11 protein-coding genes are annotated in these 11847 nt (G+C 68.7%); 7 read left to right on the top strand and 4 right to left on the bottom strand.

Annotated features, from left to right (window positions below; all coding sequences use genetic code 11):
- Positions 1-593 precede the first annotated feature (593 nt).
- The 4 genes from VF665_RS14360 to VF665_RS14345 all read right to left on the bottom strand — a co-directional run bounded on the left by VF665_RS14360 (position 594) and on the right by VF665_RS14345 (position 3858).
- Positions 594-1610 (bottom strand): chemotaxis protein CheB, encoded by a 1017-nt coding sequence (locus VF665_RS14360; RefSeq protein WP_331054122.1) that lies wholly within the window; start codon positions 1608-1610, stop codon positions 594-596.
- 296 nt (positions 1611-1906) lie between these two features.
- Positions 1907-2554 carry a hypothetical protein gene (locus tag VF665_RS14355; protein ID WP_331054121.1) on the bottom strand — a complete coding sequence of 216 codons (648 nt, stop codon included), beginning with the start codon at positions 2552-2554 and terminating at the stop codon, positions 1907-1909.
- Positions 2551-3498 (bottom strand): 6-bladed beta-propeller, encoded by a 948-nt coding sequence (locus VF665_RS14350; RefSeq protein WP_331054120.1) that lies wholly within the window; start codon positions 3496-3498, stop codon positions 2551-2553. The genes VF665_RS14355 and VF665_RS14350 overlap by 4 nt, the downstream gene beginning before the upstream one ends.
- 138 nt (positions 3499-3636) lie before the next feature.
- Positions 3637-3858, bottom strand: a complete 222-nt coding sequence (locus tag VF665_RS14345; RefSeq protein ID WP_331054119.1) for a hypothetical protein — start codon at positions 3856-3858, stop codon at positions 3637-3639.
- Between the two features lie 472 nt (positions 3859-4330).
- Between VF665_RS14345 and VF665_RS14340 the strand changes: the two genes are divergently transcribed.
- The 7 genes from VF665_RS14340 to VF665_RS14310 all read left to right on the top strand — a co-directional run bounded on the left by VF665_RS14340 (position 4331) and on the right by VF665_RS14310 (position 11762).
- Positions 4331-4873 carry an MOSC domain-containing protein gene (locus VF665_RS14340; protein WP_349263135.1) on the top strand — a complete coding sequence of 181 codons (543 nt, stop codon included), beginning with the start codon at positions 4331-4333 and terminating at the stop codon, positions 4871-4873.
- Between the two features lie 259 nt (positions 4874-5132).
- Positions 5133-6629 (top strand): MDR family MFS transporter, encoded by a 1497-nt coding sequence (locus VF665_RS14335; protein WP_331054117.1) that lies wholly within the window; start codon positions 5133-5135, stop codon positions 6627-6629.
- A 216-nt stretch (positions 6630-6845) separates the two neighbouring features.
- Entirely contained in the window at positions 6846-7751 is a 906-nt protein-coding gene (locus tag VF665_RS14330) for a diacylglycerol/lipid kinase family protein (RefSeq protein ID WP_331054116.1), read from the top strand.
- Positions 7752-7978: 227 nt separating this feature from the next.
- On the top strand, positions 7979-8407 hold the full coding sequence (locus VF665_RS14325) for a cobalamin B12-binding domain-containing protein (protein ID WP_331054115.1): 429 nt from the start codon (positions 7979-7981) through the stop codon (positions 8405-8407).
- The gene (locus VF665_RS14320) at positions 8404-10041 is read left to right on the top strand and encodes an acyl-CoA carboxylase subunit beta (RefSeq protein WP_331054114.1); all 1638 of its coding nucleotides are present in this window, start codon (positions 8404-8406) and stop codon (positions 10039-10041) included. The genes VF665_RS14325 and VF665_RS14320 overlap by 4 nt, the downstream gene beginning before the upstream one ends.
- 161 nt (positions 10042-10202) lie before the next feature.
- Entirely contained in the window at positions 10203-10901 is a 699-nt protein-coding gene (locus tag VF665_RS14315; protein ID WP_331054113.1) for a hypothetical protein, read from the top strand.
- A 177-nt stretch (positions 10902-11078) separates the two neighbouring features.
- Positions 11079-11762, top strand: coding sequence for a Uma2 family endonuclease (locus VF665_RS14310; protein WP_331054112.1), 684 nt, complete (start codon positions 11079-11081; stop codon positions 11760-11762).
- Positions 11763-11847 lie beyond the last annotated feature (85 nt).

Here is an 11847-nt window from a genome sequence, read left to right as displayed (position 1 = left end):
GGCGGAATGCGCAACGGCGTTTCGCTCGGCTCCAGGTGCGAGTCGAGCGCTCCGGGCGAGGAGGAGATGCGGGTCGGCGTGCTGTAGCTGCCCAGCAGCACGGGCTCGGCATTTCGTGCGGGGCCGGAGGTGGCCGGCGCCACGACGGGTGTGGTTACCGGATCGCGCACGTCGCATCCGGCCAGCAGAAGAAAAACGGCGAGACAGGGACGCAGTGGTCGCCAGGAACGGCCCGCTGGTGCTGAGCCGAGGCGACTCGTGCGGAGCGGACGGGGGAAGTCCATTCGCGTCCTCGCGTGGATGGGTGGAGGGAAGGAGGGAGCCAATCCGCGAGCGCAGCGGACTACGACGCGCCGCGCTCGCTGAGATCTCTGTCGATCACCGGCCGGCCCCACAGAGTAGCAGAAAACGTACGGTGTAGCGAGCGTGCTGAATGGCAGCGCCAGAACACGGCCACCGCGAGCACAAAACGGCGGATCGGGGCAGCGGTGGCGTGGCCCGTTGCATCCGCCCGGGAGCGACGAAGCCGCGGCGATCCCAAGGGAGGGGCCGCGGCTCGCTTCGGAACGGCTCCGTGCTGCAAGAGCGCGAGGTCAGTCGGCCGCTTCGCCGTCCCGGACGCGGCTGCTGGCCTCCATCAGTTCGCGCATCTGCGCGGCGACGCGGCGGGCCCGTTCCGCTTCCCGCAGGCGGCGGTCGGCAATGATGGGGCTGGTGCCGCGCTCCCGCGCGTTCTCCACCAGGCGTTCCGCCATCCTCACCCGCTCCTCCAGCGCGCGCAGCGACACGCTCAACCGCTCTTCGAGCGAGGCGGCGGCAGCGGCTGCGAGGGTTTCCGGCGAGAACCGGTGGCCCACCAGACAGCCGAATTCCAGCAGTTCGCCGTTGCGGATCTCCCACAGCGGACCGTCGCATTCCGGGCACGACAGCCCCGAAGCGTGCCCCGGTGGACGGCGGTGCGACAGCCAGTCCAGCCCGTCCTCCGCCTCGGCCGTGGACACGGGCGAGGGGGCGGCCGGTACGCCGCGTGGCTCCAGCACCAGCCGGTTCAGCAGGGCGGGGATCGCGGCCAGCGGAGCCACGTGGTCCACCGGCACCTGCGTCACCGCGCTGGAGGGCATTCCGGGATAAAGCGCGTCTTCCGGATCCTGCACCACGGTAACGCCCCCCGCGTCGGCGATGGCCAGCAGCCCCGCCGTTCCGTCGTCCAGGTTGCCGGTGAGGACGACGCCGATCACGCGGTCGCCGTAGCTGGAGGCCGCGGTTCGAAAGAGCGGATTGACCGCGGGGCGCGCGCCGTTCTCCCGCGGCCCGCGCGACAGGTGGATGTGGCCCGCGCGCAGCAGCAGGTGCTGGTCCGGCGCGGCGACGTGAATGCGGCCGTGCGCCACCGCCGCGCCATCTTCCGCGACGCTGGCGGGAAGGGGTCCGGCGCGGTCCAGCAGCTTGGCGAGCAGCCCGCGGCTGCTGGGTGACGAGTGGACGACGACGAACACGGCCGCGGGGAGGTCCGGGCTGAGCCGCGCGGCGACTTCGCGCACCGCTTCCACGCCCCCGGCGGACGCGCCGATGACGATGATGTCGTGCCCCTGGCTTTCCGGCGCCGTCAACGAATTCCGGGCCGGCTGATCCTCGGGATGGCCTGCTGCTGAACTGGCATTGCGGTCTGGTCCATGGTCTCCCCCGCGGCGGCGGGGGATGAGGGAGCTTGCGCGGGGCAAGCGGGGGGACCTGGACCGGAAGAGTGCCTTCGCGGAAGAAGCCCGGGAACTGGAAGTGCGCGGCGTCATGCGTACGCCGACTGTGCAATGTCGTCTATCTGTGCGCAGCGAGCAAGCTTGGGTGCCTTTCGGCAACGAGGGGAACCCGGTCGGGCTCCCCTCGCGCTTGGCACCGGCGTCGCGCTTCAGCGATCCAGAGCAGCGCCGCCGGCAACCCAGGCCTCGATGTCGTTCGCGCCGCGGATGCGCTTGACCACCCGGTCCTCCCCGATCTGGACGGCCCGGTCTGCCTGCACGCTGCGCCGCAGCACCAGCAACTGCGGAACGTCGGCGCCTCCGGGATGGTCGCGCCAGATGTACTTGGTGGCGCCTTCGCTGATCCAGTTGCCGCCCGAACCGACTTCGTCGAACTCGCCGAATCTGCCCAGGAAAGCGATACCGTCGCTGGCGCGCCAGTCCAGCGCGACGCCGATGGCCCGGAACCGCGCGCCACTCGCTTTCGCTTGCTCCTGCAGCCGCAGCTTGGCGTTTTCGATCACCGCGGGAAAGCCGGGCCGGTTCTGCGCGTTGCAGAAGCTGGCGCCGATGAACACCAGCACGATCTCCTCGCCGGACTCCAGCGATGTCCCCGGCTGGTAGACGCGCAGGGCGGTTTCCGTGCTGGCCGGCGCCGCGAGCGCCTGCGTGACGGCGCGTGTCGCGGGCACCCGTGCCGTCCATTGCGCGCGCACGACAACCGCGAGCAGCAGCACCCCGGTCGCGAGCCAGACCGCCGTGCCCGCGCGCGCGATTCCGCGCCGAACGGCGTCGGAGGCAAAGGTGGGAAGCTTCATGGCTCCGACTCCTCTTTCGGGGCACGCACCCGCCGAACGGCGGGCCAGGGACTCGTCTCGACGGTGTACCAGAGGCCGTTCGTCGCGGCCATCACCCGCGGCAGGGCCACGGCCATCGGCCGGACCTGGCCGTCGGCGGCGGACAGGAGGTGAGATCGCACGGACTCGAACTCGTGCGGACTGTTCGTTCCCTTCTTGAGCCGGCCGGTCTGGACGAGCCAGTCGCCGCCGGCGAGCGGAACGATGGCGCTCCCGTAGTCGTGGCCGCCGCCGCCCGGGACGTCGAAGCGCACGCTGCCATCACCGGCCGCACGCACCCGCACGGGGCGGTAGCCGGGGATGGGAGACGTGCCGAGCAGCCGCCCCGTCGGTGCGGAAAACCGGGCCACTTCGGGGCGAAGCGACGGCAGAAACGCGATCTCTCCCGAAGCTCTGCATCCGAGGTAGCCGCTGGCCCTGTAACCGTGAAGCAGGATGTCCTCGGAATCATGGTCCGGCGAGAACGAGCGCAGGACCCGCCCGTTCGCCGGGTTCACCTCATGCAGCAGAAATCCCGCGCGCGCGCCGAGGACGTAGAGCCGTCCCGCGACAAAGCACAGGTCACCGGCGTGAAAATCCAGCGGGATGGTTCTGCGCCATGCGCCGTGTGCCGCGTCGAAGTGGTCAATCCCCTGCCGCCGCTCATCCAGCACGTAGAGCCCGGTTCCCGCGTCGTCCCATGCCAGGGCGACCGGACCCATGAACTCGCCCGGGCCCGCGCCGCGCCGCCCAAGGAGCGCGGACCGCTCGCCGGACCCGGTGAAGACCCCTACTTGGTGGTTGAGCACGTCCAGTACGAACGCGCGTCCATCAGGCGCGACCGCCACGTCGCCCACCAGCCCGAACGCGTTCTCCGGGGGAGAGCCCGGAACGGCGAGCGTGAGGGATTCCGCGCCCCGGAACACCCTCAGCGGCACGGGGCGCGGTTCGGCGTGCGGCTGTGCAGCCGGGCGCCTCGCCTGGTGCACTCCCACCCCAACTGCGCACGCCAGCAGCAGGGCAAGCGACACCCCTCGGATTTCGCGGAGCGGTCTCATGAAAGTCTACGGGCAGCGGGTCGCCGCGCATCCTCCGTCCCGGGCGAACAGAGCGCAGTTCACACGGGGCATGTAGCGGCACATGGCCCAGCCGTGGCACTCCGTGTTGGAGCAGGTCTGCGCCTCCGCCCGGGGCACGCCGCCCAGCACATCCAGGTGCATTGCCCCGGACAGAACGACGAGCGTGAGGATGATCTTGCAAACAACGGATCGGTTGACGCGCGGCATCTGCAGCTCCGGGTTCCGGGGGCGTTACTCCCGCTGCTGTTCAGCAGACGGTGTTGGTGCAACTCACGGCTGTCATCGAGCAGCTGATGCCGCCGTAGAAGTAGCATCGGTCGATCCCGACACAACCCGTGTTTGGGCACCTTCGTACGGTTTGCGCGGCCGCCGTCTTCGTGGTCTGCAGGCTGATGCCCGCTCCAGCCAGGCACGTCATCGTGAGCACGGCACGAAATGCGAGTGCCCGGATCCGGGAAATGTCCGGCATGGATAGCGCCTCCTTATCAGGAGTGTCGCGAGAGGATTGCGGCGTCAGATTCACGGTACATTTCGCCGCAGCGCATGTCAAGCGCCACATTCTGTGGAAGGCTCAGCGCGTGATCCGGGCAGCGGGCGCATGCGCTGGTCGAAACGGCAGAACGGCGAAATCTTGGTTCACGTCCGGTCAGGAGTGGTGGACTCGGTGCAAAGGTCAGCGATGACGGGAACGGTGGAGGCGGTGAGCCGGAGCGGACGGCACACGTTCAGCAAGCGCAACGAATTGTGGATCCACCTCGTGGAAGGCCTGGGCGTGGAGGGCGACGCGCACATGGGCGCGACGGTGCAACACCGCTCGCGTCTGCGCTTCACGCCGCACGCGCCCAACCTGCGCCAGGTGCACCTGATGCACGCGGAACTGCACGACGAACTGCGCGCGGCGGGGTTCCCGGTGGTGGCGGGCGACCTGGGTGAGAACGTGACGACGCGCGGCGTGGACCTGCTGGCGCTGGGCACGGGAACGCGGCTGCACCTGGGCGAAAGCGCCGTGGTGGAGGTCACCGGGTTGCGGAACCCGTGCGTGCAGATCGACCGCTTTCAGAACGGATTGTTGGCGGCCGTGCTGGGCAGGGACGAACGTGGCGGATCGATCCGAAAGTCCGGGATCATGGCGGTCGTGCTGCGCGGCGGGGACGTGCGCCCGGGCGACGTGATCCGCGTGGAGCCGCTCCCGGGGCCGCACCGGCCGCTCATGCCAGTGTAAGGAAAAACAGAAGTGCCCAGTGCCCAGGAAAGAAAGTGCCCAGTGCACAGTTCCCAGTGCCCAGGTCCGCACTCCGCACTCCGCACTCCGCACTGGGCACTGGGCACTTGGTACTGAGCACTTGGCACTTGGCACTTAGCCCTTCGCACTCCGCACTGCTCTTCCCCCGGTACGAGGAGTGCACAAACATTCCGCACGGTCGCCGCTCCGCCTGCCGGGGCGGCGACGCGCGTTGTTTCACCGCCATCCAGAGTACCGCGTGAAGGAAGCCACCACACACCGTTCGCTCGTCTTTTTCGCCCTGCTGCTGGCGATGTTCATGGCCGCCATCGAAGGCACCATCATCGCCACGGCCATGCCCAGCATCGCCGCGGAACTGGGCGGGTTTTCACTCTATAGCTGGGTCTTCTCGTCGTACCTGCTCATGCAGGCCATCGCCATCCCCATCTTTGGCAAGCTCGCCGACGTGGTGGGGCGCAAGCCCGTGTTCATCCTGGGGATCGTGGTGTTTCTGGCGGGATCGGTGCTGTGCGGGTTCGCGGATTCCATGATGATGCTGGTCCTCTTCCGGTTTCTGCAGGGGCTGGGCGCCGGCGCCGTGCAGCCGATGACCAGCACGCTGGCAGCGGACCTGTACACGCTGGAGGAGCGCGGCCGCGTGCAGGGCTACATCTCGGCGGTGTGGGGGCTCTCGTCCATCGTGGGGCCGCTGGCGGGCGGGCTCATTGTGCACAGCGTCGGCTGGCAGTGGATCTTCTGGATCAACATTCCGTTCGGTGTCGCCGCCATCGCGCTGGTGATGGTGTACCTGCACGAAGGGCTGGAGCGGGAAAAGCGCAGCGTGGACTACGCCGGCGCGGTCCTGCTGCTCGTGGCCGTCGGCACGCTGATGCTGGGTCTGACCGAGGCGAGCACCTGGCCCGTGGCGGCCACGGCGGGGCTGTTTGCGGTCTCGGCCCTGGCGTTCGTGCTGTTCGTGCGGCAGGAGCGGCGCGCGGCGGACCCGCTGATGCACATGGAGCTGTGGAACAGCGCGCTTTTCCGCAACGCCAACCTGGCCACGCTCTGGTCGGGGATCATGATGATCGGGCTGATCACCTTTTTGCCCACCTTTGTGCAGGGCGTGCTGGGCGGAAGCGCGCTGGTGGCGGGATTTGCGCTTTCCGCCATGACGCTGGGCTGGCCCATCTCGGCGGTGCTCGCGGGCAAGCGGATCGTGACGGTGGGCGTCCAGCGGATGGTGCGCGCGGGCGGCGCCGCTGTGCTGCTGGGCACGGTGATCATCGCCCTGCTGGCGTCGCGCGGGCCGGTGGCGGCGGGGATCGGCTCGTTCGTGGTCGGCATCGGCCTGGGGCTGCTGAGCCTGACGGCCATCATCGCCATTCAGGCGAGCGTGCCGTGGAACCAGCGTGGCGTGGCCACCGCCAGCAACATGCTCATGCGCATTCTGGGCAACGCGCTGGGCGCCGCGCTGTTCGGCGGCATTCTGAACCTGCTGATGAGCAACTACCTGCGCCGTCAGGGTCTGCAGGACCGCGTGTCGCTGGACAGCATTCAGGACCTGATGTCGGAGGCCGGCCCGGCCACGGTGCACCTGAGCGCCGAGGTCATGACGCTCCTTCGCGCCGGCCTGTCGGACAGCCTGCACGTCGTCTTCTGGGGCACCGCGCTCCTGGGCCTGCTGACGCTGATTGCCGCGTGGCGCATCCCCGAACTGACACGCGTGGAGTCGCCGGGCCCCGTGATGCACGAGTAATAACAGCTGTATCTCACGCAGAGCCCCGAGTCACTGAGACACGCACGCCGATCGGACGGAGCGCGCTTCCGCGGGTGAGATCTCCCCGATCGTTCTCTCTGCGGCTCTGTGCCTCTGTGTGAGCCTTGCTGTTGCCGTTTGTCGTTCAGCGCAGGAGAGTCGCGCGGGCCGGAGGTTTGCGAATGCGCGGCGCGGATTCCCCGTACCCGGAGAGCGATGCGCCGCGCACTGCTGATCGTAAATCCCGCCGCCGGGCAGTGGTGGCGGCGCCCCGACCCCGAGCGGCTGCGCGACCGGCTGGCGACGCACGGGTGGGCGGTGGATCTGCACCTCACCCGTGGCCAGGACCACGCGACGGAGATCGTGCGCGAGCATTTGCACGGCGCGGAGGCCGTCTGGGTGTGCGGCGGCGACGGCACCGTGGGCCAGGCCGTCGCGGGGATGGTGGACAGCGGCATCCCGGTCGCAATCCTCCCCGCGGGGACGGTGAACGTGGTCGCGGCGGAGTGCGGCATCCCCAAGCGGCTGGACCGGGCAATGGCGGCGCTCTCCGGCGATCCGCGGCGCTGCCCGTTCCGCATCTGGCAGATGAACGGGCGCGCCGTCATCCTGGGCGCGGGCGTCGGCTTTGATGCACGGGCGATGGGGCGCACGCCGCTCTCGCTCAAGCACGCGCTGGGGCTGCTGGCGATCGGCGCGCGGGGCATCCGGGAGTGGGCGCGCTACGACTTTCCCGCGCTGCGCGTGACGGGAACCGATGGGGATGGCAATCCGTTCGACGAGCCCGCCACCCAGGTGCTGGCGACGGTGACGCGCCGGTTCGCGGGGAGCCACACGCTCGTTCCCGATGCGGACCCGGCGGACGACTGCATCGAACTCGTTCTGCTGCGCGGCGTTTCGCGCGCGCGGCTGGCGGCGTTCTGGATGGGCGTGGAACTGCCCGGCGCCGCGCAGCTCCGCGTGCCCGGCGTCCGCGTGCTGCGCGCCCGCGAGTTCCGCGTCACGCGCGAAGGCCCGGCGGAGGAGGAAGCGCACGTGAACGGCGACGTGGTGGCCGCCACTCCGTTTTCCGTCGAGCCGTGGGGCAGGGTGGACGTCCTCGCGCCCCGGCGCGGCTCCTGACCTTGCGAACTGCCCTCACGCGGAGGACGGGGAGTGTGGGGCGGGGATGGTTCCGCGCGGGGCGCGGAGAGAATACTGGTTTCGCGGAGATGAAACGGACTGGGGCGCGGATGCGGCGGAAGTCGGCGGTTTCGCTTGCCGCGCGCGGCCGGGGGACCTTAGCTTGCACCGGCTGCGGCCGAAAAACGGCGCAGCCGCACCGACGATCCTCACTGACGCACATCGACATGCCAGAACGGAAGATCCGGGTCCTGGTGGCCAAGCCGGGACTGGACGGCCACGACCGCGGCGCCAAGGTGATCGCCGCCGCCCTGCGCGACGCCGGCATGGAAGTCATTTACACCGGCCTGCACCAGACGCCGGAAATGGTGGTGAACGCCGCCATTCAGGAAGATGTGGACGTGGTGGCGCTTTCCATTCTTTCCGGCGCCCACATGACGCTCTTTCCGGCCGTCAAGCGGCTGCTGGACGCGGAAGGCGCCGACTTCATCCTCATCACGGGGGGCGGCATCATTCCCGAAGAAGACATGGCCGCGCTGCAGGAGCAGGGCATCGGCAAACTCTTCGGGCCGGGCACCACCACGAGCGCCGCGGTGGAGTACATCCGCGATTGGTTCGCCGAGCACGGCCGCGACCGCGAGGCCGCCGCCCCGTGAGCGATTCCGCCACCACGCAGGCGCAGCCGGCTCCCTCGCGCGGCCGCGTTCTGGCCGGCGAACTCCGCGAGCTGGAAGCCCGCCTTCGCCAGGGCGGCGGGCCCAAGCGCATCCAGAAGCAGCACGACGACGGCAAGCTCACCGCGCGCGAACGCATCGGCCTGCTGATCGACCCGCGCACCCGCTTTCAGGAAGTCGGCCTGCTGGTCGCGTACGACCAGTACGAGGGGCAGGCCCCCGCGGCGGGCGTGGTGACCGGCTTTGGCACCGTGTGCGGGCGCGAGGTCGTCGTCATCGCCAACGACGCCACCGTCAAGGCGGGGTCGTGGTGGCCGGAAACCATCACCAAGATGCTGCGGGCGCAGGAAATCGCCATGCGCTGCCGCGTCCCCATCATCTACCTGGTGGACAGCGCGGGCGTGAACCTGCCCTACCAGGGCGGCGTGTTTCCCGGCCAGTACGGCGCCTCGCGGCTGTTCTACTACAACAGCATCATGCGGCGCTACCTCAAGGTGCCGCAGATCGCCGCGGTCATGGGGCCGTGCATCGCGGGCGGGGCGTACCTGCCCGCGCTCAGCGACGTGATTCTGATGGTGGAGGGCACCTCGTTCATGGGGCTGGGCGGGCCCAACCTGGTCAAGGGCGCCACGGGGCAGTCGGTGGATGGAGAAACGCTGGGCGGCGCGTGGACGCACAACGCCATCAGCGGCGTGGCCCACTACCGCACCCCCGACGACCGCGCCTGCATCAGCAAGATCCGCGATCTGGTAAAGCAGCTTCCGCGCGACGCGTGCACGCTCCCCATTACCGACGCCCGCCCGCCGGCGCGCCCGGAGGCGGAGCTGTACGACCTGCTTCCCAACGAGCACAAGCAGCCGTACGAAGTGCGCGACGTGCTGGCGTGCATTCTGGACGGCGGTGCGCTGGACGAGTTCCAGGCGGACCACGCGCCGGAGATGATCTGCGGGCATGCGCGCATCGGCGGCATTCCCGTGGGCATCATCGCCAATGCGCGGGGGATGCTCAAGGATCCGCACGGCGGCGCGCCCAAGTTCGGCGGCATCATCTACGCGGATTCGGCGGACAAGGTCGCGTTCTTCATCGACACGCTGAACCGCCACGGCACGCCCATCCTGTTCGTGCAGGACGTGTCGGGGTTCATGGTGGGCAAGGATGCCGAGCACTCGGGGATCATCCGGGCCGGCGCGCGCTTCGTGGAGGCGATGGCGACGGCCACGGTGCCCAAGCTGGTGCTGACCATCAACCACGCGTCGGGCGCGGGGTACTACGCCATGGCGGGGCAGGGCTTTGACCCCGACTTCATCTTCACCTGGCCCACGGGGCGCATGGGGGTGATGGAGGGGGACAGCGCGGCCGTGGCGCTGTTCAGCGGGCAGCTGGAGGCGCTCAAGAAGGAGGGCAAGAAGCCGGATGCCGAGCTGCAGGCCAAGATCGACGCCGTGCGCGCCGACTACGACCAGCAGCTGGACGCGCGCTACGCCGCCGCCCGCGGCTTCGTGGACGCCGTGATCCTGCCGGACGAAACCCGCGCCGCGCTCTCGCTGGCGCTGCGCACCGCGCTCAACAACCCGGGCCCGCACCTGGGCGCCTTTGTTCTCCCGCCGAACGTGTAGCGCGTCCGGCCGGTGGAGAGGTGGATACCAGAATAACGGGAGCTCCTGCGAGCTCCCGTTGTTTTTGCCCCTCCGTGTCGCAATTGGACAATCTTCACAGGAGAGCCCGGCACGGTTATCATTGTCCATTCCGACCAATTTCTGTGCAACGGGAGGGCACGATGGACAAAGCGCCTGCAGGCGTGCGCCGCTGGAGCCGTGACGAGTTCAACAAGCTCGCCGAGATCGGGCTGATCCCCTTTCGCGGCTACGAATTGTTTGATGGCGTGGTGTACGCCATCGGCGGCCACGTTCGGTACTGGTCGTTGTGGGATTACGAGCGGATGATGAAAGGCGGCCTGATCACGCCGGCCGAGCACACCGAACTCGTTGAGGGATTCGTCCTCGCGAAGCCCGAGATCGGAGCGGTCGAGTGCTGGATCCGGATGCGTGCCGCAGACTTTCTGTACCGCGCCGTGGATGCGGAGCGGTACTTCGCCACGTGCGCCTCCACCTGGATCGTCCTGGATGATTCCAACGTGGCAATCCCGGGGATCTCCATCTTCCGAGGGCGGATACATGCGTATGATCGAGACGAGTGGCCGTGCGGAGCGGACACGCTGGTGACGATGGAAGCCACGGCACCCCCGATCCACGTGGATCTTGAGATGCGCCGGCGGCAACGGGCCCGATTTGGAATCCCCGAGATGTGGCACGCGGATGGGGGCGCAAGGACCATGACCATCCACAAAGGCCCGTCGAACGGCGACTACTGGGAAGTCCGCACCTTGGGCCTTGGGGAATCCTTCGTTTCCGACGCCCTGGGCGGATTGGTGGTTCCGGTGGACGAGATTCTGCGCTCGTCGAGAATGCACGAGTAGCCGCACACAGGTTGCCCGGCGGAAGCGGATGGAGTATCCCTTTCCAGTCGTGTCCGGCCCGTGGCGTAAAACGTACAGAGTTGACAGGCATGGGAAATTCCGGTAACGTGGAGGTGTTCGTTGTCGTTTGATTCACCTCGTCCGGACCGCACCGGCGCCAGCCGTCAGGAGCCGTGGATGCACACGCTCACCTGTTCTGCCCGCCGCACGTGGACGGCAGAGGAGTACCACCGCATGATCGAACTCGGCATCCTGCGAGAGGCGGGCGTCGAACTCGTCATGGGCGAAGTGCGGGAGCAGAACGCCTGGGGCACCCCGCACCGGTGGACGTACGAGGAGTGCGAGCGGATGGTCGCGGGCGGGATCGTGGATGAAGACGAGCGCCTTGAACTCGTCGACGGGGATCTCGTCTGTATGACGCCGGTCGGGCACCGCCACATCTACACGGTTAACCTGCTCACGGAGTATCTGGCTGAGCGGGCGCGCGGACGTGCCATCCTCCAGGTGCAGAGTCCCCTCAAGTTCGATTCCGGCCGGGGGCTGATGCCGGACCTCGTTCTCCTGCGCATGCACGAAGACCGGTACCGCTCGCGGCCGGCGAGCGCGTCGGACGCCCTGCTGGTGGCGGAAGTTTCTGACAGTTCGCTTGACCGCGACCTGGCCAAGGCGGAACTGTATGCCCGGGCAGCCATCCCGGAGTACTGGATCGTGGACGTGAACCGCCCCGCGGTTCTGGTGCACCGGGATCCGGCCCGTGGCGAATACACCGAGGTGCGCGAATACCGGCACGGTTCGGCGCTCGTGTCTCCGGCGCTCGGCGGGGCGGAGGTACAGGTTCATGAGGTTCTGGGGCCGCCCTGACACCGGCCCCGGGTTGCCGTAAGGCCGCACAAAGTGAATTATCCCGTCCGGAGGCTGCACGCGCGGCCTCCGGATTCTTTTTCTT

The sequence above is a fragment of the Longimicrobium sp. genome, from assembly GCF_036387355.1.
In the GTDB taxonomy this organism is placed as follows: Bacteria; Gemmatimonadota; Gemmatimonadetes; order Longimicrobiales; family Longimicrobiaceae; genus Longimicrobium.
The sequence above is the reverse complement of the archived record's forward strand: the minus strand, read 5'-3'. Positions and strand labels throughout refer to the sequence as shown.